The sequence below is a fragment of the Bacillus sp. FJAT-29790 genome (genome assembly GCF_019039215.1).
Lineage (GTDB): Bacteria > Bacillota > Bacilli > Bacillales > Cytobacillaceae > Cytobacillus.
Map to the genome: position 1 here is coordinate 34,138 of NZ_JAHNZZ010000003.1, position 26,066 is coordinate 60,203.

Sequence of the window (26,066 nt, forward strand, 5' to 3'; positions counted from 1 at the left end):
CGAGCTTTGCAATTACAGAATGCAAGAGTAGTAGTTAAAAACTAAATTTATTTCAAAATGCAGACCTTTAAGGCGCGCTACTAGCGCGCCTTCTGTATGAAAGGAGATGACGTCAGTGGATACAATTATTTCAGTCTTGCCTTATTTATTGAAGGGGCTACAAGTAACCATTTATATCTTTGTAATAGCAATAATACTAGGTTTTTTAATTGGTTTAGTTGTAGCGTTATTAAGACTATCACCACTAAAAATCCTAAATTGGATTGCAAAGATTTTTGTTGATGCCATTCGTGGAACGCCATTCATTGTTCAGTTATTTTTTATTTATTTCGGATTAAATTCCTTTGAATTTATCTCATTTGATAGGACTACTGCTGGTATCATTACCGTTGCTATTAATGCGGGTGCCTATTTTTCTGAAATCATAAGAGCAGGAATACAATCTATTGATAAGGGACAAACCGAAGCAGCAAGATCAATTGGTTTAACTGGCTCTCAAGCCATGCGTTTTATTGTACTGCCCCAAGCATTTAGAAGAATGCTTCCTACGATCACAAACCAATCAATTATTAGTTTAAAGGATACTTCGCTTCTATCTATTATTGGAATTGCCGATTTAACACAGCAAGGTCAGATTCAATCCGCGGCTACTTTCGAGCATTTTAATATTTGGCTTGCTGTTGGTGTCATTTATTTTGTTGTTATTTATTTAATTTCCTTGCTTGCTAGTTTCCTCGAAAGGAGATTTAAACTGCGATGAGTATTATACAAGTGAAAAATCTAAAAAAATCATTTGGGCATGTAGAAGTATTAAAAGATATTAATGCAGAAATCAAAGAGAAAGAAGTAGTTTGTGTAATAGGCCCTTCCGGATCTGGGAAAAGTACATTTTTACGCTGCATGAATCGTCTTGAAGATATTACTGGTGGCCAAGTAATCATTAACGGTCACGATATTACTGACGCAAAAATTAATATTAATAAAGTGAGACAAGATGTTGGGATGGTTTTTCAACAGTTCAACCTTTTTCCTCATAAAACAGTATTGGAAAACATAACCCTCGGACCAATAAAGATTCATGCGATGGAAAAAGATGCGGCTCAAAAAATGGCATTAGAGCTACTTGATAAAGTAGGACTTAAAGAAAAGGCCACCAGCTATCCAGGGGAATTATCTGGTGGGCAGAAACAGCGTGTTGCGATTGCTAGGGCCTTGGCAATGAAGCCAAAAATCATGCTTTTTGATGAGCCGACATCAGCACTCGATCCTGAGATGGTCGGGGATGTGTTAGAGGTAATGAAGCAACTTGCTAAAGAGGGAATGACCATGGTAGTTGTCACACATGAAATGGGATTTGCTCGTGAAGTTGGTGATCGGGTGATTTTCATGGATGGTGGTTACATCGTGGAAGAAAATGAACCGAATGAATTATTCGGTAACCCGCAGCATGAACGAACAATCGCATTTTTAAGTAAAGTTTTATAATAAGTATAGAACGGGCTGTATTCTCCAATGCCCGCTAGTCTACAGTAACAGGATGAGGCACTAACAATTTTATTGTTAGTGCCTTAGTATTTCTATAAATCTTAAATTTGTTGGGGATTTTTCATATAGAAAATACATGGGATTGCAGTAAATTTTGATACTAGAAAATGCTAACTCTATCTATTTTCTAGGAATTCAATTAACTATACTTTGAAATTACTTATAGCTTCTTGTAGGTTTTGAGCCATTTTACTTAAAGCTTCAGCGGAAGAAGCTATTTCCTCCATTAAGGCATTTTGTTCCTCTGTCGAAGTTGCCACGTTCTGTGTATTCCCTGCCGATTTTTCAGCAATGTTGGCTACACCTTCCATCGTTGCTACCATATTTTGTGAGCTTGAATTAACTTGTTCTACGATAGCGGAAACCTCCTGGGCTTCAGCAGTTACCTGTTCAATTGACTGTACAATATCTCTAAAGGCTTCACCCGTCTGATGAACCATATTAATTCCCTCTTCGACGATGGATGCACCATGATTCATAGATAGAACAGCTTTCTCCGCTTCTGCTTGGACCTCTTGGATGATATCACGAATTTGCCTGGCTGCATCACCAGATTGTTCAGCTAACATTCGTACTTCATCTGCGACTACAGCAAACCCTCGACCATGTTCTCCTGCCCGTGCAGCTTCTATCGCAGCATTTAAAGCTAATAGATTCGTTTGATTAGCAATCTTGGTAATCAATTCAACAATTCGCCCAATTTCCCCCGACTTTTCACCAAGGGCGTTAACAACTTCACCGGTTTCACTGACGGAATTTTGTACAAGATTGATTTGTTCAACAGTCTTGTTGACCACTGTATTTCCAACGGTTGCCTTATCGTTTGCAATCATCGTTAAATCTGCAACGGATTGAATAGAGGCCGCTGCCTGATTCATACCATTTGAAATTTCAGCTACCGCTTGATTAGCCTCTGTAGCATTAGTAACTTGCTTTTCTGACCCTAATGCCACCTCTTGTATAGCGATTGTAATTTGTTCTGTCGCTCTACTAGTCTGTTCAGCACCTGACGAAAGCTCTTTAGAAGTAACTGCTACTCGTTCTACATCTAAGCTAACTTCACGAATCAAATCGCGAAGGTTCATCTTCATTTTGTTAAAGGCTTCCGCCAGATTCCTCAATTCATCACGATTTTTCACCTTAATATCCTCTTGAGTGAGATCTCCGGATGCAATTGCCCCTGCCACTTTTTCCAAAGAAAAAATGGGTATTGTAATCATTCTAGTAATTGCTATTCCGATAAAAATGGCCAAAACAAAAGAAATTACGCTTAGGATAAGGATCGTTTTAATAACATTTTTGACCAATATAGAGCTATCTTTACTTCCTTCCTGCATATATTTTGCTTGGTCTAGTGCAATTTTGTCTGCTAGATCTCTTATTTCTCTTGCTAATGGAATGACTTCCTGGAAGGCGATTCGCTGGGCTTCTAATTTATTGGAATCCATCAACTTAACGACTTCATCTGATTGTATTTTAAATTCTTTGTTCAATGTTTCAAGTTTTGTTAGCAAATCTTTATGCTTTTGACTTTGAACCAGGTTGAACGTATTTTGGATATTATTATCAAGTTCGGTAATAGAGCTTTCAACAACAAATGCAGAACCTACTTCCTGTAATAAGACACCTCTTAAACCACTGACTTCTAATGAAGCACTAGTTTGCATACTCTTTGCATTTAATAAAACAGCTGCCTGACGATCAACTAAATTGGAAAATGACTTGTCTACCTTCTGTAAATTGTAATACGATATAGAACTAATCGCTCCAAGAAGAATGGCGACGCTTAAGAATCCTGCCATTAATTTTTTTCCAATTGTAATTTTCATTCATAGTACCCCATTCTTAATAATTTGTTCGCTTCATTAATTTTCCCAACTGATTTGAAAAGGGATTTTGTGAATTCATTTTTCATTTTGTACTACCACCCTAAATCTTTGCCTTTTGCTATAAACAAAAAACGCTGTGTTCGAAAAGTATGTTGTTATCGGGAATAAACAATGACCGTTCCTTTCCGCTACAGGCACTTGCTTTCCGCGGGGAGGAAGTCGAGCCTCCTCGACGTTCCGTCTGCGGGGTCTCGACCTTTCCTCTATCTCCCGCAGGAGTCAAGTGCCTTCCGCTTCAATCCACTCACCGTTTTCAATGTTGATAAAAGCAACAATCTATTAGAATACAGCCAAATAAAAAAATGGCTGTTTCCGATAAAATAGAACAACCACCACTTTATTATAAAAAAACTACTAGGCAGTATGACAATCATAGTTGAGTAGGTAATTGGAGAAGCAGATTCATAGCTTTGTACCCTCATCTTTCAATTAGATTTCCTTTATATTGATGTTTTACACTAAATTACCTATTATCTTTTAACCATTTACATAATAATTTTAAAAGGTTGAATTGTCAATAAAATTATGCGATATTGCGACATGTTTCGAGCCTATTAAGAAAATTCATTTTTTTCACATGCTCCGACATATAGGACATATAAATAGAAGCCATCGGATGATGAATTCCAAAAATATATTTTGCTAGGTTTTCTTTTCCATACAAAAAGGATTAGTCCTCGCTACCTTTATGTAGTGAGGACTAATCCTAGATTTTCGTTAGGACAAAATATTTTTTATTCGCCTAAGTTCTGTTTTGTGATTACTTCAGAAAGAGCAGCGATTGCTTCATTTTCATCTGTTCCAGTAGATACGATTTTAATTTCTGCACCCTTTGGAATTCCAAGAGACATAACGCCCATAATAGATTTTAAGTTTACGCTTCTCCCCTTATACTCAAGGTTTACCTCTGCTTCAAATTTCGATGCTGCTTGAACTAAAACAGTTGCCGGACGGGCATGAATGCCAGTCTCATCAATAATTGTAAATGTTTTTTCTGCCATGTTAATCAATCTCCTTTTTCATTAAGGCTTTGTATTTATTAACTACATTCTCTATTGTAAACCCATATTCTTTAAATAGTCTAGCCGCTGGAGCAGAAGCACCAAAGTGATCGATCGTTATTTTTTCCCCAGCATCGCCGATATATTCTCTCCAGCCAAGTGAAGAACCTAGCTCAATCGCAAGGCGGGCTTTTAAATGGGTAGGGAGGACACTTTCTTTATATTCAGCTGATTGTTTTTCAAAACGATCCCAGCTAGGCATACTCACAACAGCAACAAAAATACCCTCTTTTTCAAGTTCCTTTTGCGCATTAATTGCAAGTGACACTTCAGAGCCAGAAGCAAGCAGCAATCCTTCTGCCTCATCTTTAGCATGTGATACTATATAGGCTCCCTTACTAACGCCTTCATATACCTCTTGTTTTTCGTTAGCCAATGTCGGTAAATCTTGGCGAGTAAGGACTAAAGCAGTCGGTGTGTCCGTGCTTTCGAGTGCCAATTGCCATGCAGCATCCGTTTCTTTCGCATCTGCCGTGCGAATAACGGACATTCCTGGCATTGCACGTAAAGAAGCTAATTGTTCAATTGGTTCATGTGTCGGACCATCTTCACCAACTGCGATACTATCATGGGTAAATACATAAGTTACTGGAAGCTTCATTAGAGCAGCAAGACGCATAGCAGGTCTTAAGTAATCAGAGAATACGAAGAAGGTTGCTCCAAAAACCTTTACTCCCCCATGAAGTGCCATTCCATTAAGCGCTGCTCCCATTGCAAATTCACGGACGCCAAACCAAATATTTCGTGCAGCATAACCATCTTGACCATAATTTTTCTCAGATGATAAAAGTGTTTTATTCGAGCTAGCCAAGTCGGCAGAACCGCCAATTAACTGGGGAATCGCATTTGCAGCTGCATTCAGCGTTTTTCCTGAAGAAGTTCGTGTCGCTAGTGCTTCTCCAGTTTGATAATCCGGTAAACTATCTTTCCAGTTTTCAGGGAGTTCACCTTTTAAAGCTGCATCAAATTGACTAGCCAACTCAGGGTATTCTTTCTTATAGGAATCATAAAGTTCATTCCATGCAGCCTCTTTTTGTTGCCCTAAATCAGAAAACTGTTTATAGTAATCTACCACTTCTTCAGGTACAAAGAATGGCTCTTCATAGTCCCAGTTGTATGAGGATTTTGTCAGTTTAATTTCTTCACTGCCAAGCGGTGCACCATGGGAAGCTGATTTTCCAGATTTATTCGGTGAACCATAACCAATGGTTGTTTTCACTTCGATTAATGTTGGATGATCTAAGTCTGATTTAGCCTCTTGAATAGCCTTTTGAATCTCTTCGATATCGTTGCCGTCTTCGACACGAATTACTTGCCATCCATAGGCTTTAAAGCGGTTTTCTACACTCTCTGAAAATGAAAGATTTAGATCTCCGTCTAGTGAAATATCATTCGAGTCATACATGACAACGAGGCGTCCAAGTTTAAGATGCCCGGCAAGGGACGCTGCTTCAGCAGAAACTCCTTCCATTAAATCGCCATCACCACAAATGCTAAATGTAAAGTGGTCGACGATTGCATGATTTTCTTTGTTATATGTTTCTGCTAAATGACGCTCTGCCATTGCCATACCGACAGCCATCGCCACTCCTTGCCCAAGTGGTCCAGTTGTTGCTTCTACACCAGCCGTATGCCCAACTTCAGGATGACCAGGCGTTCTGCTTCCCCATTGGCGGAAGTTTTTCAAGTCTTCAATTGTTACGTCATAGCCGAATAAATGTAACATACTGTATAAAAGCATAGAACCATGGCCCGCTGATAATACAAAGCGGTCACGATTAAACCAATTCGGGTTATTTGGATTATGGTTCATTTCTTTTGCCCACAATGTGTACGCCATCGGTGCTGCACCCATCGGCATCCCAGGATGTCCAGAGTTCGCTTTTTCGATTGCGTCAATTGATAATGTTCGAATGGCATTGATAGCTAATTGAGAAATCTCTTCTTTTACTTCAGTACTCAAGTAAAACACTCCTCGTGATGTATATTTGATCCCTTTTTCAAGGGGAGCTTTCGGTATTTAATGTTATTTTTCAGAAAAAATAACAGAGAAGTAAAGCTTCTTAGGAACCTATTATTCTTTTGTTTCTGGTGAAGAAGTTAGTTGAGCTTCCTTTTTCCCCTTCTTAAAGAAGAGCTTATACATGGCAAATCCGACGATGATCGTATTAATTGGAAGTTGATTATTTAAATAAATATCCCTTAGAAATCTTCCATGGGGGCCGAGTGCATAATCTACAAATGTTTCTACCATTTGATCACCTTATTTCTTTTAAGATTGGTTGATTTAGCTGTTATGGCAGGCATAACAGCTTCTTTCCTTGGCAGCCAATTGAATAGATAATTCTCTGTTGTTAATGAAATCAGCTCCAGCCGAACGACTAGAGCTCCTTCCAGCTCAAAATCAGAAGAGATCTTGATTCGTTACACTTATTAATTAAACAAGGCAAATAATTTATAAATTGCATAGTTAATAATGTTTCCACCTTGGTCAAGACTTGATACTAAGCTTGTCCCTTCTGGCATTTTAAAATGTCCGTCAACCGCAATTTGTGTATGTATGACTGCCAAATCTGTAGCCATATATAAAGTTAAAGCAATAGCGATTGTTCCAACAATAACAGAATGAACAATGTTTCCTCTTGAAGCACCGACAATAAACGCAACAATAAACGGAATTGTCGCTAGGTCACCAAACGGCAGGACATTGTTTCCTGGTAATATTACCGCTAAGGCAACTGTAATCGGAACTAATATTAATGCAGTTGAGATGACAGACGGATGTCCAATTGCTACAGCTGCATCTAAACCAATGTAAATATCTCTATCTCCGAATCGTTTATTTAAAAACGCACGCGCTGATTCGGATACAGGTGTAAGACCTTCCATAAGGATTTTAACCATCCTTGGCATTAGAACCATAACCCCCGCCATGGCCATACCAATTTTAATAACATCACCAATGGAATAACCTGCTAGTAAACCTAAACCAATTCCAAGGATTAATCCCATGAAAATCGATTCTCCAAACACACCAAATCTTTTTTGAATGGATTCTGGGTCCGCATTCCAATTCTTAATGACAGGTGTTTTTTGAAGTAGCTTAACAAGCGGGATAAATACTGCATAGGAAACTGTACTTCCTGTTGCAACAGAAATACCTGGTAATTCAAAATAATTTTCTAACATCGGTGCGGTCCAGTCTGCAATTTTCAAAGCAACAATTTGGAAGAGTACTGCACCGATTAAGCCTTGAATCATACTTCCTGAAATCGTATAAACAAGCGCTCCCATAAATGTATAATGCCAAAAATTCCAAATGTCCACATTCATCGTTTTTGTCGTTTTTGTAGCAAGCATAAGTACGTTAACTAATAATCCTAATGGTATAACAAATGCGGCGATAGGTGAAGCCCATGCCATGGAAGCAGCTCCCGGCCACCCAACATCAATAACGTTTAATTCAATTCCAAATCTATCAACCATTCCGTTTGCTGCAGGTCCTAAGTTGCTTACTAGTAAATCAACTACTAGGAAAATACCAACAAAGGCAACACCAATTGTTAAACCAGAACGGAAAGCCCTTCCAATTTTTTGCCCGAAAGCAATACCAATTAAGAAAATCGCCACTGGTAAAATAACAGTAGGCCCTAGCGCTAAGAATGATTGCAAAGCCTCAACGAAGCCATTCATAATGGATCCCCTTTCAACCTATTTTCTATATAAGATTTTTCTCGATCCCTTGTTGGAATCGAGAATGTTTGTTTAGAAAAACGTGTTATTTTATTAATTCCTCTAAAATTTGAGCTTTCACTTCATCAAGTCCGATTCCTGTTAAAAATGCACGCGCATTAATGACTGGGAATGGATATTCTTGTTTCACAATAGTTGTGCTAATTAAAAGGCTAGCAGTGTCAACATATCCACCAACCTCAGTAATTTTAATTTGAACTAGGTTTGCACTAATACCATTCTCTTTACAGATTTCTTCAACGGCATTATTAACAACTGTAGAAGTTGCAATACCAGCTCCACAAGCGATCAAAATTTGCTTTTTCATCCTATTCACCCCCTTTCAGGGAAGGGTTTAATTGATTTAATAATAAATCTTTAATTTTTGTCTTCGAACCCTCATTAGCGATTGTTTCCAATGTCTCAACGTTTTGGAAAATCTGCATTAAGCGTTGAAGTAGTTCCAATTGTGAATGGCTCTGGTCCATTGCCAGCATAAATACTAATTTAACAGGCGTTGTTTCACTGTCATCTCCCATAATTCCAAAATCAACCGTATTTTTTAATATTCCTACACTGATTGCCTTTTTATTTACATGTTCGATATCCGTATGCGGGATGGCAACAGACATTCCCATTGTCGGTAGTCCAGTTGCATAGTTTTTCTCTCTTTCAATAATTGCATCTATATAACTTTCCTTTACGATTCCCTGTTCGAATAGGTTACTTGCCATTATTTTTAATATATCTTCATTGCTCTCGCCTTCAATGTCTCTTAAGATGAGTGTTTCATCAAAATACATATTCATCTTCCTCCGTTGTTTTTCCATGTGGTGAATTTTACTATTTAAACATACCGTATTTTACTAAATTGAAAGATTCTATTATTATGGACCTCACGATTGCTTCCAACGTGATCAATTTCTTTTCCTGAACCAATCATAACATCTGTTAAAGCCTTATTGTATGCGGTTTCATCCCCATTCATTGATTGCGGGTTGTACAACATTGTGATGATCTTTGGTCTCACCTGTCCCGCTTCTCCCGTAGGACACTGAATTTACATCCTTGAATCTGCCCACGCACGAAGGAAATGTGATAGCATTTTCGAGGAGTCTCGCACCTCCCGCTCCAATCAACTTCATACAAAACCTATTTAATAACTACATTAGACGGAACAAATCCAGAAAGCATAGTATTTTATTATAAAAAAACCACTTTGCCGTGATTAGCAAAATGGTTTTTCAGGTGAAATAATGATAAATCAATAATTAACCGGATACTAGGATTCGATGATCACTTTAATTTCGTTTCCACCCATGACTGCTTCAAATCCTCGACGCCACTCATCTAATGGGACAATCTTCGTGATCATCTTATCTGCATCGATTTTTTGATCTTCTAATAGTTTTAATGCCAAGTGCCAAGAACTTGGTTTTTGCGAACGTGTCCCAACATACGTCAGTTCTCGTTGGACGATCGATTCTTGGTCGAGAGGATTCATTTTACTAGCAAAAATACCTACTTGCACGAATGTTCCTTTTTTCTTCACTAAAGGCAAACCTTGATTAAGTGCTGGCACTGCCCCTGAGCATTCGAATACCTTATCGACGCCATACCCATTTGTATGTTTTAAAACAACCTCTTCTAAATTTTCTTCAAGAACATCGACGATTACATCAACACCTAAAGATTTAGCTAGTTCTAAACGAGGTTTATCTTTTGTGATCCCAGCAAGAATGACAAAAGCCCCTTGTGCTTTTACGACCTGGGCTTGAAGTAATCCAATGGGGCCCGGTCCGAAGATAAGTACTTTATCCTCTTTGCTGATTGATGTTTTTTCTAATGCTGCATGGACACAACAAGCGAGCGGCTCTGTTAATGCTGCAGCCTTGAGACTAATAGAGTCTGATAATACATGGACACTTTCTTCACGGGAAACCACATATTCAGCCATGCTCCCATTCACTTGCGTTCCAATACCTTTCCGGTTCGAACATAAATTATAATCTTTCTCTAAACAATATTCACATTCCCCGCAAGTTGTAAATGTTGTTTCACTTGTTACTCGGTCTCCTACTTTAACCTTTTTAACACCACTTCCAACTTCAACAACGACACCAGAAAACTCATGCCCTAATACGACTGGCGTTTTAGCGTTCCTGTACTCTCCTGTAAAAGTATGGATGTCCGTTCCGCATATTCCGGTATAGGCAACTTTAATTTTCACTAAATCACCTGTTACTTCGGGTACAGGGATATTTTCTAATGACATATTGTCATGGCCTGGTTGTAATTTCATTACTGCTTTCATTTTTTCACTCCTCATTTGGTAGAATTAGAACTTTGCCGTACGTTTCTTCCCGATTAATAATCATGTTGAAGGCTTTTTGCGTATCTTCTAATTGGTAGCGATGGGAGATCATTTCTTTTAATTTGATTCTTCCGTTATTAATAAAGGCGATACTCTTTGTCCATTCTTCACCTGGGAATGGTGCAGAATAAGAGTTCCAGAAACCTTTCAATGTCAATTCTCTTCTAAAAATACTTTCAAAGGCTTTTTCAGAAAGAGTAACATCTGAATAGGCAATGCCTAAATAGCCAACTTTTCCTTTTTTGCGTGTCACTAATAAGCATTGTTCTTGTGTTATTTTCGAACCCGCACACTCAAACGCGATATCAACACCCATATTATTTGTATACTCATTTATTTTTTCGAATAGATCTTCATTGAGTGGGTTGATGGTTCTTTCACAGCCCAGCGCTTTTGCCTCTTCTAGTTTTCCATCAGAAATATCAATCGCAATAATTTCTTTTGCCCCCGCAATTTTTAACCATTGAATGGCTAAAAGCCCGATTGTGCCCGCACCAAAAACAGCCACTGTATCCCCGATTCGCGGTTCAATATTCAATACACCGTGTAAGGCAACTGCTAGGGGTTCGATCATTGCGGCTTCTTCGTAGTCCATATCACCAACTGGCAGCACATTCGTCGCTTTAATATTGACGTATTCTGCAAATCCGCCAAATGATTTCGAACCAATCATTCCATGATCTTCACATAACGAAAATTGACCGCGTAAGCAATATTCACATTCGTGACAAGGCAGGAAAGGGATCGCTACAACACGTTCACCGATCTCTACATTTGTCACAGCGCTTCCTTTTTCAACAATATAGCCTGAGAATTCATGGCCCATGACTGCTGGCAATAGGTATTTCCAATTACTTGTCATCTTATGTGTATCCGATCCGCAGATACCCGCTGCCATGACTTTAATTTTGACCTCATCTTCTTGGCATTTATCTATTTTAATATCTTCATATACAAAGTTATTTTCTGAATATAGCACTGCTGCTTTCATCATTTTCCTCCTATTGCAATTCACCAATTAATGGAGATTTGCGTCGTTTTATTCAGAATAGGTTTGAATCACATCAAAAATATCATTTTGATTATCCATATGAGCCATCAAATTAATCACTTTATTCATCTCAGCGATCTTCATCAACTGCAATAGTGCATTCAAATGTTGATTTTTATCTACTGCTGCGATGACTACTACAAAATGCACCTTACATTCATCATCAAATGAAAGACCATCTCTTATTCTTAATAAACTCATGCCTGTCGAATGAACCCCATCTTCTGGACTAGCATGTGGAATAGCAATATTCATTCTTAAAACAATATGTGGGGACATATCTGGATACTGATTTTGCATCGTTTCAATATAACTCTCCGTAATGATCCCTTTGCTAAGCAATGGCTGGGATGCTATTTTAATCGCTTCTTGCCAGCTTTCGACTTGATCTCTCAAAACAATCGTTTCCGGGGTAATAAAGTCAGACAAATTTTTATCTTGCTTCTGTTTCCTCTCATTTGACACTTGGAAAGAGAAATAATCTTGCAATGCTTTTTCCAGTGATTGCTTGTCTTCTATCTTTGCATGTTTTTCTATTAGATTAATGATTTGATCGATATTGACGATGGTAGAATTTAGCCCAAACAATCCTTGCATAACTCGCTGACGCAATTGTATTTTTTCAAAATCAGTAATAAATTGATCAACGATGAATAAATGTTTATCTGTTTGTAATGGAACTGGTGAAAAGACAATGTCGAAGTCTACATCCAACTGTTCAAATTCCCTAATTGAAAACGCTTTGTAAAAGTAAAATTCCGGAAAAAGGTCACGCAATGTATTTTCCATTAACCTAGAGATCGATACACCATTTGGACAAACGACAATTGCCCTTTTCTTCACCGGAAGTGCTTCACCGCTGTTTATTAAATGGCCGCCAATAAAGATTGTGATAAACATAACTTCACTCTCTGGAATCTCACATCCCATGTATTCTTCAAATGGCTTGATTGATTTTTTCACCATATAATGAATCGCTTCGAATTCCTCGCTTACTTTCTCTAGCATTGTATAATTCGTTGTTAAATGGTACTTGATTCGATAATAAGCAGGTTTCATATGTAATACTAACTTTTCTAGTAATACCTCTTTCTCTTTAAACGTTACAACAGCTTTTAACTCAAAAAGGTCCAGGCTTTCTCGCAATGACTTTTTTAATTGCGGCAGCTCTTTATCTGTTAAGAACTGGGATGATAATACGTTTGATGCGAGAAGCTGTAATGTAATAAACAAACGCTCGCGTTTAGGAATAATGCCCACATCTTGAATTAAGATTTCAGCCGCTTCAAACTCCTTCGTATCGGATAATGCTTCATAATCGATATGATAAGATTCTGAAATCATTCGACCCTTCTTAATTCTTTTTAAAAGAACAGCAATAATATATGGTAACAGCCGAATCCTCTCGTCGATAAACTTCAGATCCAGTCGCTTTTCAACTTCTTCCATCTGCAATTTGAGCTTTTCAATTTCTTCAATTGATATTTGCGCAAGCTGATGAATGTATGACTCACCTTTATAAATATCAAAAATATTACGTAATACATCGATTAATAGCCTTCTTTTATCCCACTCATTCCCAACAATGTCATATCCGTGCATTCGCGAATAAACGATTTCCAACTTACAGTCGTTTACAACATTGTGAGCTAATTTCATATCCCTAAGCACCGTATTTTTACTCACATCTAATGCACTCGTAAAATGAATTAATGAAAGTTCTTCTTCACTGCTTAATAACATGAAAAGGATTAGCTGCACCCTTTCTTTTTCAGAGGGGATGTATTTAGCAGAAGAAGAGTACTCTTCTTTTTCAGCAAATAAATCAATTAAAAACGGGCTAATAATAATCTTACCGCCATTAGTCCTTTTAATTGCTGGATAATTATTATCTGCTAGCCAGTCGTTTATTTTTGTAAAACTATAGCTAATCTGTCTGCGGGATAAATTAAATTTGGCTTCTAGTTCTGTATTGGAAATTTCCGGATTACTTAATATCGCATTAAAGATTAAGCTGCTCCTTTCATCTAAATACACGATTGTTCACCTCTTGCGTTCATTTTATCAGCAATCCTTATATATATGGCTGCGTTTTCATACCCAATTAGAGTTTACCGATTGTTCAACTTGATGATTAGTTAATTGGCGTAACAAAAAAATAATCCTTATTCAGATGATAAGGATTATTTTTACGAGTATTTCCTATATGAATATGAAAATATTATACTATCAAATGCGCCTACCAAATAAAATTAAGCCAATAAAAACCCTTGTTTTAGCGGATCTCTCGGATCAATAACAAATTGATGGAATCCTGTAATGAATGCATCCCCTGTGACTTTTGGGATAACAGCTTCATATTTGCCAACCTTAGTCAATGATAGCAGTTCTCCAATAAATTGCCCGTCAGTTATACTCTCATGAACAAAGCTTCCACCTTCTTTTAGAACGCCACGTTCATAGAGAGCGGCAACCCTTGCGGCTGTACCTGAACCACACGGTGAGCGATCGACCTGTTTATCAGCAAAAATGGTTACATTTCGTAAGTCGGCATTGCTGCTATTAGGTTCGTCTGAAAAAATCACCCCGTAGATCCCTGATATATCCTCATTCGGATGCTTCACTTCCATTTTGCTTTCAATGTAATGTTTAATTTTGTCACCCCATATTTGCAGGTTCCATAAATCATCGTAATTTACTTTTAATCCAACTTCTTTACTATTAACAATTGCATAAAAAGCGCCGCCATAAGAAATATCTGCATTAAACTCGTAGTCATCAATTTTAATCGAAACATCTTTTTTATAAACAAAAGAAGCTACATTTTCAAAGGAAACTGATTCTACTGCATTCCCGTTACATTTCGCATATGCAATTACTGGTCCGCACGGACAATCAATCGTTAATTTCTGGTTGTTATCTTTAACCTCGATCATGCCTGTTTCAATTGCCATAGTAACTACCGCTATTACACCATGGCCGCACATCGTACTCCAACCTTCATTATGCATAAACAATACACCTAGATCAGCTTCAGGGCTTGCCGGTGGAGTAATAATACATCCGTACATGCCATGGTGCCCACGAGGCTCATACATAAGCACCTCTCGTAGATGGTCCAAATGCTCCATACAGTATGCTCTTCTTTCTAATTGAGTGCTCCCTTTTATTTCTGGTAATCCTCCTGTAATAATACGTAAAGGTTCTCCCGATACATGCATATCAATTGTTGTATACATTTTACTAAAGTTCATTTTTTTACCCCCCCATTTACTGTTTTTCGATAACAATATTTTACTTTGAAAGATCTATTTTTAGTAATGCAAATACTGTGCCACTTTCTTAATACCTTTAATCTATTAATTTTCAATTTATATTTGTTCAACACCTTAAAAAGCTGTCTACTTTTGTTTACATAATTGTCTACTTTGTATATTTCTTTCACAACATTGCTGTTCGAGGGAAATTTCAGCTCAAAAAAAACCAAGTGCTGCTTCGCCCTTGGTTTTCAATTTAATATCTTTTTTTGTCACTAACCTTGTAGCAGATTCAAAATGTCCTGATACACTCAGATTTTTTTTTGATTTTATAATTGAATTCCAAACCTTTTTATTTTCTTGTACAAGGTTGCTCGTGAAATTCCTAATTCTTTTGCTGTAATACTTTTATTTCCATATGTATTGCGGAGAACTTGGATAATTCTCTCCTTTTCTAACTGTTCTCTCTCATCAATGAGTGAAAGAGGTGTTGAATCGATTGGCTTATTAAGTGAGCTTATTTGAGGTAAAGCATCGGCAACATCTGCGGTTGAAATATCACTTCGATCGTTTATCACAAAAAGTCTTTCTAACAGATTATGAAGCTCCCTGATATTACCAGGCCAGTGGTAACTGCATAGTAAATTCAAAGCATCTTGGCTAATGGCAGGAGCAGGTCTGTTATATCTTAGGGATAGCTCCTTAAAATGATCATCAACTAATTCTGGAATATCTCGTACCCGCTCCTTTAGTGGCGGAATTTGAATCGAAAATACATTCAAACGATAAAATAAGTCCGAACGGAAGGTTCCATTTGCTACCATATCCTCAAGTATTCGGTTCGTGGCGGCTACAATTCTAATATTAACTTTTTTCGGTTTTTGTCCGCCAATTCGATATATTTCTTTTTCTTGTAATGCCCTTAATAGTTTCACTTGCATTTCGAGGGGAAGTTCACCTACTTCATCCAAGAATAAGGTACCTCCATCCGCTAATTCCATTTTTCCAGGTTTGCCCGCCTTTGATGCTCCTGTATATGCGCCCGCTTCATAGCCAAATAATTCGCTTTCAAACAATGCTTGGGGAATAGCGCCGCAGTTTACCGGGATAAATGGTTTTTCACGGCGTAAACTCTCTTCATGGACAGCTTGAGCAAAAAGTTCTTTGCCAACGCCACTTTCCCCGACAATAAGGACAGTTGCATCCGATTTCGCTACTTTTTTCGTAAGCAAAATAATGCGCTCAAGGCTTTTACTGTTTCCTTTCACCTTGTAAAATGGATCATCAAACTCTTTTTGCTTCATTTTTTGCTTTAATCGTTGAAGCTCGTTCGTTGTCGTCGACAATTTTTCATTCAATATGATAGTAGCAGTAATATCTTTTTCAACTGACATCGAACCAATCAACCTATTTTGTTCATCAAAAATTGGGGTTGTACTTACTAATACATGCTTATCCGGCCTTGGCAGGTGATACACATCCCGAACTGGTGTAAGGCTTTTGAGGACTTTCAAATTCATAATATCTTCTTCTCGAAAAAACGCCCGAACATTCTTTCCAAGAATCTCTTCTTTTTTAATATGAAAGGTTTTCTCCGCTGCCTCGTTCCAATAAACCATTTCACCTTCTGTATTTACAATTGATATAGCTTCATCAAGGGATGATAATAAAGTATTTAATGTATGGGTAGCAAAATCACTGAATCGATTCATGAAGTCACCTCAAATAAATGATAAATCCGAAGACTGAGAATTTAATATAAAAATTTTAGACACTAACTAAACAATTATGTATTTAAAAGGATACACTTTTTAAGACATACTGTAAATATATTTTACAGAATAATACTAATATTCAACATTATTAAACTTGGCACAATATTTGCAAATATATTGATAGATGCTTTTTAGAATTGGGGGAATTATTAATTGATAACATATTTAATCCGATTGAGGATAAAAAACGAACCTGAAAAACATCCATGGGGGGATTTTCATGTCACTTGAAGTTGAAGTTAAAAATGTTGAAAAAAATTATGGTAATTATAAAGCTCTTAACTCCGTTTCACTCCATGTCAATAATGGGGAGTTTTTAACCATTTTAGGCCCGAGCGGCTCTGGTAAAACAACGCTTCTTAAAATTATTTCAGGTTTTGAATTTCCCTCATCCGGGAGTGTATGGATAGGAAATAAAGAAGTGACAAATACTCCACCACACTTAAGAGGAATAGGAATGGTATTTCAAAATTATGCTTTGTTTCCTCATATGACTGTATATGAAAATATACAGTTCCCATTAAGCATGCGGAAGATACCGAAAAAAGAGGTTCATGAAAAGGTTCTACATGCATTAGAGCTTATTCAATTATCAGATTTTAAAAATTACTATCCAGGTCAATTAAGCGGTGGACAAAAACAAAGAGTAGCATTAGCACGTGCGATCGTATTCGACCCTCCTGTCCTGCTGCTGGATGAACCTTTAGGTGCATTAGATAAACAGCTCCGAACACAAATGCAATTAGAGATAAAAAAATTACAGGAAAAGTTAAAGATTACAACCATTTCGGTTACACATGATCAAGAAGAAGCATTAACGATGTCAACACGAATTTGCATCATAAACAAAGGCCAAATTGAACAGGTAGGAACTCCGATTGAAATTTATGAGAATCCTGTTAATAGGTTCATAGCTAACTTTATAGGGGAAACAAACTTAATAGACGGACAAGTTATGGAAGTGACGAAGGATGAAGTACTTGTTAAAAGTAATCGAGGAGAATTAATCCGTATCATTCAGCCGAATCAAAATTTAAAACATAACCATAAAGCGACTTTAGCAATTCGTCCGGAAGTGATTAATATAGATTCTTCTAATATCCCTGTGGAGAATCAATTTCATGGAGTTGTAAAAGAGGTTGTTTACATGGGGGACTCTGTTAGATGTAAAGTTTTAACAGAGAAAGGGGATTCGCTAAATATAAAAGTAAACTCTATGGAAAATTCGTCTATTCAAACAGGACAAAAATTACTGATCGGATGGGGAAAAAATAACGGTACGCTGTTAACGAGGGAGGAAGCAATATGAAAAAGAATTTTAAAAAGGCAATGTATGGGTTGGCAGCTTCATCTTTGTTATTTATATCTGGCTGCGGTGGATCAAGTACAAGTTCTTCAGACTCGGAATCGAAAAAACTTATCGTTGTAAGCTGGGGTGGCGATTACCAGCAAGCTCAAAAAGATGCCATATTTGATCCATATGTTAAAGAAACAGGAGTAAAGCTAATTGAAGATAGTCCAGTAGATATTGGAAAATTAAAGGCAATGGTTAAAAATAATAATGTCGAATGGGATGTTGTTGATGTACTAGGTACAGATATACCTATCTTAGCTTCAGAAGGATTATTAGAACCCATCGATTATTCAATTGTAAATAAAAGTGAAATGTTAGATGGAACTGTCCAAGAATTTGCAGTGTCAGTCGATTTGTACGCAAATGTTTTATCTTATAACGAAGAAAATTTACCAAATGGAAAAGCTCCGGAAGATTGGAAAGACTTTTTTGATGAATCGAAATTTCCAGGGAGACGAGCGATGGAAAAAACACCGGTTCAAACATTAGAATTTGCATTAATGGCTGATGGGGTTGATCCTAAGGGTTTATACCCGCTCGATGTTGATCGTGCATTCAATAAATTAGATACAATAAAAAAAGAGATTATTTGGTGGGACCAAAGAGCTCAGGTCATTCAACTACTTGCAGACAAAGAAGTCATACTAGCTGCAGCTCCTAATGGAAGAATTGCGGCGGCTGCAGAAAAAGGACAACCGTTGGCTTTTACTTTTAATCAAGGGATTTTGGATCATGAAGCGTGGGTAGTACCTAAAGGAAGTAAAAATAAGGAAGAAGCGATGAAGTTTATTGCCTTCGCTTCCAAAGCAGAACAACAAGCTAACTTATTAAAAGTAATTCCATATGGACCAGCAAATAAAAACACATTTGAGTTAATGTCAGAGGACTACGCAATTAAATTACCTACTCATCCTGACAATGTTGATAAACAAGTAATGGTAGATGCACAGTGGTGGTTTGAAAACTTTGATAAAGTGAATGATCGTTTTCAACAATGGTTACTTGAATAGATAGGTGGGGATGATTGTCCCCACTCTATTTATATATCAGGAAAGGGGAATTTGTTATGGATTTTGAGCAAGTACCTAATAGATTATCAATCCCAAAACAGTTAGATGTTAAAAATAACAAAAAAAAATTCGATAAAATCTGGTTACTAATGCTCCCAGCATTTTTGTTTTTACTAATCTTCCTCGTCTATCCATTATTAAAAATTTTTATTTATAGCCTGTTTGATCCATCCTTTACTTTTGAGCATTATAAGCGATTTTTTAATGAACCTGCTTACTTAAATGTTCTATGGTCAACCTTAAAAACAGGACTTTTAGTGACCGTGACCTGTATCTTATTAGGGTATCCTGTAGCGTATATGTTGGCTTCAGTAACAGATCGAGTCCGCAATATTTTATTTATTTTCGTATTGCTCCCTTTCTGGACTAGCTTTCTAGTTAGAACATATGCATGGATTGTTATTTTACAAAAGGAGGGAATATTGAATAAGATCCTTTTAAGCATAGGAATTATTAGTGAACCATTAAAAATGGTTCATAATACCCCTGGAGTAATTATTGGCCTAACGCATGTTCTGCTGCCTTTCATGATTTTACCCCTGTACAGTATCATGAAAAGTATTGATATGGATTTAGTTAAATCAGCCCAAAGCTTGGGGGCTTCACCGTTCAAATCATTTACTAGGATTTTTTTGCCTTTATCAATTCCCGGTATTGCTGCTGGTTCCATTCTTGTATTCATTATCTCAATTGGATATTATGTTACACCCGCTCTATTAGGTGGGGAAAAAGATACAATGATATCCCAGTTAATTGCACAACAGATTAGCGGTCAATTAAATTGGGGATTCGGGTCAGCAATTGCCTTGATTTTATTATTACTAATATTACTTTTGTTATATGTATTTAATCGCTTTTTTAGTCTAAATAAAATGACAAACGGTTCTTAAGGGGAGGGATTACCATGGTTAACTGGCGGAAAAATCTGATCTATTCCTTTTCCATGCTTGTTTTACTATTTTTGATGATACCAACGTTTATCGTCATTCCTATGTCTTTTAGCTCTTCTCAGTATTTGCAGTTTCCACCACCTGGCTATTCAACAAAGTGGTATGAAAACTTTTTTAATAGCCCAACGTGGACGGAATCTTTTATTTTCAGCCTCAAAGTTGGATTCGCTACGATGATTTTGTCTACAGTTCTCGGGACACTTGCTTCATTAGTTTTATCAAGAGTAAAGTCAAGGTGGACGAATTTCATTTACTATATCATTATGACACCAATGATCGTACCTTTAATTATCATTGCTGTAGCAATTTACAGCTTTTTTGTACAAAGTAAACTACAGGGCTCATTTATTGGATTAGTCATCGCTCATACAGTGATTGCCCTTCCATATGTCGTTACAACAGTACTAGGATCACTAAAAAGTTTTGATATTCAGTTAGAACAAGCGGCACAAAGTCTTGGTGCTCGTCCTTTCACTGCTTTTTTGAAAGTAACCGTTCCAATTATTTCTCCAGCCTTAATATCGGGTGCATTATTTGCGTTTATTGCTTCCTTTGATGAATTAATCGTTTCTATATTTGTATCAAGTGCCGAGTCAAAAACATTACCAGTGAGAATGTGGGAAGGTGTTCGACTTGAAATTGATCCAACTATTACTGCCATTTCATCGATATTAATTCTCATTTCTATTACCCTATTTGTATGCATGCAGCTATTACAGTATTTAAGTCGTAAAAAGGGAATTTCATAAAGTTCATTCACTCTGTCTACCAGCTGGAGTTAAAATAATCATAATCCCCGCTTATATTAAGAGCGGGGATTTTCCATACAATCAATTTTTACAATATAAAAGCAACCACATAGTTATTTAATCAGCATGTAACAATATACTTTTCAAAAATCTCCTCATTCAACTCAACTCCAAACCCTGGACCATTAGGTACTTTTACACATCCATCTTCAATCTCGATTGAATGTTTTAATATATTTGCCTTTAGAAGAGTGAGTTCAGTAAATTCACTAGCTAGCGGATGTACTTTTATTGATGCCGCAAAATGCAGCTTTGCTATTAATGAGAAGCCAGGCTCAATCTCTGTACCTGCAATGCAGGGAATTCCAAAGGATTCTGCCACTGCTTCAATCTTTTTCCCCAAAGCTAATCCGCATGATTTTGCAATTTTTATGTTGATAATATCAGCCGCCCCATATTCAGCAATTTTAATGACATCTTGAGGTGTCCATATACTTTCATCAGCCATGAGAGGAATACCTATTGAGTTACGAATATGTGCCATTCCCTTTAAATCCCAACCTGGTATGGGCTGTTCTAGTAATTGAAGTTTACAATCTTCTAGCTCCTTCATGGTTTTGATCGTACCGATCGTTGTCCAAGCAGCATTCGGGTCTAAACGTAAATCAATTTGGTTACCAACAGCTTCACGAACAGCATGAATCCTTTTAATATCTAGATTCATGTCATGAGAACCCTTAATTTTGATAACTTTTATCCCCATATCAGCAACTCGCAATGCACTTTTTGCCATGATTTCTGGCGTATCTATACCAATCTCAGAGGCGACAGGAATCTTATCCCGAAAACACCCGCCTAACAATACATACACCGGAATTCCTAGAAGTTTCCCAACCAAATCGTGCAACGCAAGATCAATACCTTCTTTTACACAAGTTATTCTTGCAAGATTAGCATCGATAATAGACATAATGCGATTGATATTATACGGATTTTGACCAATAATATGCGGAGCTACATATTTCTCTATTGTTGAACTAATCGATTCCATTGTTTCACCATAGAACTCCGGTTCCCAAGCACAAGCTTCCCCGAATCCAATTGTTCCGTCTTCCGCATGTAGTTTGACCAAAACTGCGTTGGAAGTCGAAAAGCCTGTGTAGGCATCTGCAAAACTATTAATTGGTACACTAAATGGGATAACTTCAACTTTGGTAATTTCCATTTTGACCTCCAATAATTAGTTATTCACTCATACTATAAATAGTTCATTAATGAGTGTTTCACCTTTATTTATGCAAGTGTTGTACCAATTTAATAGCTTCCTAATTTTATTGATATTCGGTTTTTTTTCTCGCATTCCCTTATAACATTCTGATCTTTTTATATACACATTTGTCTATTATGTTTAATTTCTTCACATTGATGTTTACATATTATTAATTAATGTAGATAAATCTCAGGTAATTGCATCGAATGTCATTTTGCTCAAAAAAAAACAGACAGCCTTATCATTGATAAGCTGTCCATTCTATCACTTTTTCAATTCGGACTCTCCGAAATTATTTTTTACTGTTTCATTTTTGGATCAAGAACATCACGAAGTCCGTCACCCATTAGGTTGAAGCCGAGGACAGTCAACATAATAGCAAGTCCCGGGAAGAATAAAGTCCATGGTGCTTGAACGAGATATTGCTTGCTGTCCGCAAGCATTTTTCCCCATTCAGGTGTTGGGGCCTGGGCACCGAGTCCAAGGAATCCAAGAGCTGCTGCTTCAATGATCGCCGTCGCAATCGCCAGCGTTGATTGGACGATGATTGGTGTCATGCTATTCGGCAGGATATGGCGCAATAGAATTCTCGCGTCCTTCATCCCTACCGCCCGTGCCGCCATTATATATTCTTCCTGCTTTACGCTAAGAACTTTTGATCTGACCAATCTGCCAAAATTCGGAATATTAATAATCGCAATCGCAATCAGGGCGTTTTGCAAAGAAGGCCCGAGGATCGCGACAACCGCGATTGCCAGTAAAATACTTGGAAAAGCGAGCATAATATCAAAAGTTCTGGAGATAATCGTATCCACCCATCGCCCATAATAGCCAGCAACAATTCCCAATAGAGTCCCGAGCCCTGCTGATCCTAAAACGGCAAAAAATCCAACCCACAAGGAAATGCGGGAGCCATAGACGATACGGGAGAATATATCACGGCCAAAGTCGTCAGTACCGAACCAGTGTTCACTTGAAGGGGCGAGCAGCCTTTTGGACAGCTCCTGATCCTTAAAGCTATACGGGGCAATGACTGGAGCAAAGATGGCCACAATGATAAAAAAGATGACGATCCCTAAACCGACAAGTGCCAGCCTGTTTCTGCAAAAAGATTGCCATGTTTCCTTCCATACTGGTGTCAGTTCTTCATCTGGGTTGACCTTTGGTATGTCTGATGTGTTTTTCGCTAGTTCAGCCACTTTGAGCCCTCCTCATTAATTATTGTATTTAATCCGCGGGTCGACTAGGGCATATAAGAGGTCCACAATCAGGTTAATAAACACAAAGATGGCTGCGATGATCAAAATACCTGACTGAATAACTGGATAATCGCGATACCCGATTGCTTCGTATAAATAGCGGCCAATTCCGGGCCAGCCAAAAATCGTCTCAGTCAAAATCGCTCCACCTAATAATAGCCCTGTTTGTAATCCGATGATCGTCAAGACTGGGATAATGGCATTTTTTAAAGAGTGCTTGTAAACAACCCAGAACATTCTCAAACCTTTTGCCCGTGCGGTACGGATATAATCGGATTTCATCACCTCAAGCATCGATGACCGCGTCATCCGCGCAATGATCGCCATTGGGATCGTAGCAAGGGCAAGACTTGGTAAAATTAGATGCTTTACAACTTGGATAAATTGATCCGATCTGCCCTGTATCAAAGTATCAATTAGATAAAGATTCGTAATCGCCGTAACTGGATCTCTGACATCTTCCCTTCCTGTTGTTGGCAGCCAGCCGAGCTGGATGGAAAAAGCCCATTGCTCCATTAGACCTAGCCAGAAGATTGGCATCGAAACGCCGATTAGCGCAAGAATCATCGCCGTATAGTCAAACCAAGAATTTGAAAACCAAGCGCTGATAATTCCAGCATTCACCCCAATAAAAACAGCAATTAACATCGCGACGATTGTTAATTCCATCGTTGCAGCAAGGTACGGCCAAATCTCTTCGTTGATTGGGCCTCTTGTCCTTAAGGAGTTTCCTAAATCGCCAGAAAACAGTGATTTAATATAATCAAAATATTGTATGTATAATGGCCTGTCCAATCCGAGTTCCCGTGTTAAAGTTGCGATTGCTTCTTTTGTTGCTTTTTGACCAAGTATTACTTGGGCCGGATCACCCGGAATCGCATGAATGATAGCAAATACAACAAGCGTCATGCCAGCCAAAACTGGAATCATTGAAAGAATACGGCGAATTGTATAATTAAACAAGCTTCTCACCTCTTTTTTTTGAAAAAATCCCCTTTTAAACCACGATTAAGCTCTTATATTAAGCCTTTTTAAGGTAACAAAAGGGAGACAGAGCCTCCCTTTTGGCAATGATTATTTAAATTCTACTTTCGTTAGTGTCTCAGAATTAGTTGGATGCGGTAAGTAGTTTTGCAAATTTTTTGATGCTGCTAACAGTGGAGTAGAGTGAACGAGCGGTACCCAAGGCGCATCTTCTTTGATGATTTCTTGAGCTTTCTTGTATAGCTCGTTACGCTTTTCTTGATCTGTTTCAGTTTGTGCTTCAATTAAGATGTCATGTAATTCGTCGTTACTGTAGTATGAGTAATTGTTACTTCCAATACTATCTTTATCTAGTAATGTGTAAATGAAGTTATCAGGGTCTCCATTATCACCCGTCCATCCTAACATGAAGGTATCAAACTCGCCTTTTGCTGCTTTGTCTAAATAGGTAGCCCAGTCAACAGTCTGGATGTTGGCTTTTACGCCGATTTTGCTGAAGCTTTCCTGGATTACTTCTGCAACTTTCATTGCTTCAGGCATGTACGGACGTGCTACAGGCATTGCCCATAAATCCATTTCAAATCCATTTGAAAAGCCTGCTTCAGCCAATAATTCTTTTGCTTTATCTAAATCATACGGATAATCTTGAATTGCATCATTGTAACCCTCGATAGATGGAGGCATTGGGTTTACTGCAGCCTGCGCTTTCCCTCCGTAGAAAGAATCAATAATCGACTTTTTATCAATCGCATGGCTCAATGCCTGGCGGACAAGCTTATTATCAAATGGAGGGCGATTCACTGTAAAAGCAATATACCCTACGTTCATAGATGGACGTTCGATGATTTGCAGGTTGGCATTGCTCAATACACTTTCTTCATCTGAATTGTTTAGACCATCCATCAAATCAATCTCGCCATTCGCAAGTGCATTCAATCGTGATGTATTTTCAGGAATTACGCGGAAAATAACTTTATTCAGCTTTGGATAACCTTCCTGCCAATATTCTGGATTTTTTTCAAGTACGATTCGGTCATTCTGTTTCCATTCAACAAATTTGAACGGACCTGTTCCAACTGGATTTTGCCTAAATTTGTCGCCATCTTTTTCAATAGCTGTTGGGCTTGCAATACCGAAAGGAGACATCGCTATGTTCTTCAGGAACGGAGCCTGAGGTCTGTTCAAGACAAATTGTACGGTGTGTTCGTCTAAAGCCTTTACTTCATCGATTACATGACCTTCTTCTCCCTTAAAGCCGCCAAACATAGTGTAGTAAGGGTACTTATCGGCATCGCCATTCATCCAGCGCTCGAAATTAAAAACGACTGCATCTGCGTTAAAATCAGTGCCATCATGGAATTTAACACCTTTACGCAGCTTAAATGTATATGTCAGATTATCATCAGATACTTCCCAATCCTCTGCAAGAGCAGGATGTACAGACGTATCACTCTCACCATATACTAGCAATTTCTCAAAGATATTTTCTGTTACTTTAAAGGTTTCCCCTTCTGTTGTAGTAATTGGATCAAGCGAAGTAGAATCTCCCCCGCGGCCAAAAACCAATGTATCATTTTTCTTGTCGCTATTTGAAGATGTGCCAGTTGAGCCATTTTCACCAGTTGTCTGGTTAGACTTGCCGCTGCATCCAACAAGGAACAAGCTTACAGCCAATAATGAAACAAGCAATAGTTTGAGTGTCTTTTTCATCTGAATTGTATCCCCCTATTTTTATATTTTTATCAT

General features: G+C 37.8%; 23 protein-coding genes. 6 read left to right on the top strand and 17 right to left on the bottom strand.

All coding sequences use genetic code 11. From position 1 onward, the window contains the following. Window positions 1–115: 115 nt before the first annotated feature. Window positions 116–760 (top strand): amino acid ABC transporter permease, encoded by a 645-nt coding sequence (locus tag BGM26_RS16930; protein WP_217041283.1) that lies wholly within the window; start codon window positions 116–118, stop codon window positions 758–760. Continuing rightward, window positions 757–1,485 carry an amino acid ABC transporter ATP-binding protein gene (locus tag BGM26_RS16935; protein WP_254119671.1) on the top strand — a complete coding sequence of 243 codons (729 nt, stop codon included), beginning with the start codon at window positions 757–759 and terminating at the stop codon, window positions 1,483–1,485. Before BGM26_RS16930 ends, BGM26_RS16935 begins: the two co-directional genes overlap by 4 nt. A 203-nt stretch (window positions 1,486–1,688) precedes the next feature. Here the strand turns inward: BGM26_RS16935 and BGM26_RS16940 are convergent, their stop codons facing one another. The 13 genes from BGM26_RS16940 to BGM26_RS17000 all read right to left on the bottom strand — a co-directional run bounded on the left by BGM26_RS16940 (window position 1,689) and on the right by BGM26_RS17000 (window position 16,621). Next, on the bottom strand, window positions 1,689–3,374 hold the full coding sequence (locus BGM26_RS16940) for a methyl-accepting chemotaxis protein (RefSeq protein WP_217041286.1): 1,686 nt from the start codon (window positions 3,372–3,374) through the stop codon (window positions 1,689–1,691). 794 nt (window positions 3,375–4,168) lie between these two features. Beyond that, window positions 4,169–4,435 (bottom strand): phosphocarrier protein HPr, encoded by a 267-nt coding sequence (locus BGM26_RS16945; RefSeq protein WP_217041287.1) that lies wholly within the window; start codon window positions 4,433–4,435, stop codon window positions 4,169–4,171. A 1-nt stretch (window position 4,436) separates the two neighbouring features. After that, window positions 4,437–6,458: a transketolase gene (tkt, locus tag BGM26_RS16950; protein ID WP_217041288.1), complete on the bottom strand. Its 2,022-nt coding sequence runs from the start codon at window positions 6,456–6,458 to the stop codon at window positions 4,437–4,439. Window positions 6,459–6,569: 111 nt separating this feature from the next. Next, entirely contained in the window at window positions 6,570–6,749 is a 180-nt protein-coding gene (locus BGM26_RS16955) for a hypothetical protein (RefSeq protein WP_217041289.1), read from the bottom strand. 179 nt (window positions 6,750–6,928) lie between these two features. Continuing rightward, window positions 6,929–8,188, bottom strand: a complete 1,260-nt coding sequence (locus tag BGM26_RS16960) for a PTS galactitol transporter subunit IIC (protein WP_217041290.1) — start codon at window positions 8,186–8,188, stop codon at window positions 6,929–6,931. Between the two features lie 85 nt (window positions 8,189–8,273). Then, on the bottom strand, window positions 8,274–8,555 hold the full coding sequence (locus tag BGM26_RS16965; RefSeq protein WP_217041292.1) for a PTS sugar transporter subunit IIB: 282 nt from the start codon (window positions 8,553–8,555) through the stop codon (window positions 8,274–8,276). Between the two features lies 1 nt (window position 8,556). After that, window positions 8,557–9,030: a PTS sugar transporter subunit IIA gene (locus BGM26_RS16970; RefSeq protein WP_254119673.1), complete on the bottom strand. Its 474-nt coding sequence runs from the start codon at window positions 9,028–9,030 to the stop codon at window positions 8,557–8,559. 44 nt (window positions 9,031–9,074) lie between these two features. Further along, window positions 9,075–9,257 carry a hypothetical protein gene (locus tag BGM26_RS16975; protein WP_217041295.1) on the bottom strand — a complete coding sequence of 61 codons (183 nt, stop codon included), beginning with the start codon at window positions 9,255–9,257 and terminating at the stop codon, window positions 9,075–9,077. Window positions 9,258–9,509: 252 nt separating this feature from the next. Beyond that, complete coding sequence (locus BGM26_RS16980; protein ID WP_217041298.1) at window positions 9,510–10,541, bottom strand: zinc-binding dehydrogenase; 1,032 nt, start codon at window positions 10,539–10,541, stop codon at window positions 9,510–9,512. A gap of 4 nt (window positions 10,542–10,545) precedes the next feature. After that, window positions 10,546–11,592 (bottom strand): galactitol-1-phosphate 5-dehydrogenase, encoded by a 1,047-nt coding sequence (locus tag BGM26_RS16985; protein ID WP_217041300.1) that lies wholly within the window; start codon window positions 11,590–11,592, stop codon window positions 10,546–10,548. A 48-nt stretch (window positions 11,593–11,640) separates the two neighbouring features. Next, a complete protein-coding gene (locus tag BGM26_RS16990) occupies window positions 11,641–13,689 on the bottom strand; it encodes a BglG family transcription antiterminator (RefSeq protein WP_217041301.1) in 2,049 nt (682 codons plus the stop codon). Between the two features lie 215 nt (window positions 13,690–13,904). Then, window positions 13,905–14,906, bottom strand: coding sequence for a proline racemase family protein (locus tag BGM26_RS16995; protein ID WP_217041302.1), 1,002 nt, complete (start codon window positions 14,904–14,906; stop codon window positions 13,905–13,907). A 332-nt stretch (window positions 14,907–15,238) separates the two neighbouring features. Beyond that, the gene (locus BGM26_RS17000) at window positions 15,239–16,621 is read right to left on the bottom strand and encodes a sigma-54 interaction domain-containing protein (RefSeq protein ID WP_217041305.1); all 1,383 of its coding nucleotides are present in this window, start codon (window positions 16,619–16,621) and stop codon (window positions 15,239–15,241) included. A 283-nt stretch (window positions 16,622–16,904) separates the two neighbouring features. On the opposite strand from BGM26_RS17000, the gene BGM26_RS17005 reads away from it, so the two are divergent. Genes BGM26_RS17005 through BGM26_RS17020 form a run of 4 tightly spaced genes read left to right on the top strand, consistent with a single transcriptional unit; the run spans window position 16,905 to window position 20,807 of the window. Beyond that, a complete protein-coding gene (locus tag BGM26_RS17005; protein ID WP_254119675.1) occupies window positions 16,905–17,993 on the top strand; it encodes an ABC transporter ATP-binding protein in 1,089 nt (362 codons plus the stop codon). Further along, on the top strand, window positions 17,990–19,048 hold the full coding sequence (locus BGM26_RS17010; protein ID WP_217041306.1) for an ABC transporter substrate-binding protein: 1,059 nt from the start codon (window positions 17,990–17,992) through the stop codon (window positions 19,046–19,048). The genes BGM26_RS17005 and BGM26_RS17010 overlap by 4 nt, the downstream gene beginning before the upstream one ends. 56 nt (window positions 19,049–19,104) lie before the next feature. Next, a complete protein-coding gene (locus tag BGM26_RS17015; RefSeq protein WP_217041308.1) occupies window positions 19,105–19,998 on the top strand; it encodes an ABC transporter permease in 894 nt (297 codons plus the stop codon). A 14-nt stretch (window positions 19,999–20,012) separates the two neighbouring features. Continuing rightward, window positions 20,013–20,807, top strand: coding sequence for an ABC transporter permease (locus tag BGM26_RS17020; protein WP_217041310.1), 795 nt, complete (start codon window positions 20,013–20,015; stop codon window positions 20,805–20,807). A 121-nt stretch (window positions 20,808–20,928) separates the two neighbouring features. Here the strand turns inward: BGM26_RS17020 and BGM26_RS17025 are convergent, their stop codons facing one another. From BGM26_RS17025 to BGM26_RS17040, 4 genes are all read right to left on the bottom strand, one after another. Next, a complete protein-coding gene (locus tag BGM26_RS17025) occupies window positions 20,929–22,032 on the bottom strand; it encodes a mandelate racemase/muconate lactonizing enzyme family protein (protein ID WP_217041311.1) in 1,104 nt (367 codons plus the stop codon). A gap of 344 nt (window positions 22,033–22,376) precedes the next feature. Beyond that, window positions 22,377–23,276 (bottom strand): ABC transporter permease, encoded by a 900-nt coding sequence (locus BGM26_RS17030; RefSeq protein WP_217041313.1) that lies wholly within the window; start codon window positions 23,274–23,276, stop codon window positions 22,377–22,379. 15 nt (window positions 23,277–23,291) lie between these two features. Next, window positions 23,292–24,299: an ABC transporter permease gene (locus BGM26_RS17035; protein WP_217041315.1), complete on the bottom strand. Its 1,008-nt coding sequence runs from the start codon at window positions 24,297–24,299 to the stop codon at window positions 23,292–23,294. 111 nt (window positions 24,300–24,410) lie between these two features. Continuing rightward, window positions 24,411–26,030: an ABC transporter substrate-binding protein gene (locus tag BGM26_RS17040; protein ID WP_217041317.1), complete on the bottom strand. Its 1,620-nt coding sequence runs from the start codon at window positions 26,028–26,030 to the stop codon at window positions 24,411–24,413. Between the last annotated feature and the right edge of the window lie 36 nt (window positions 26,031–26,066).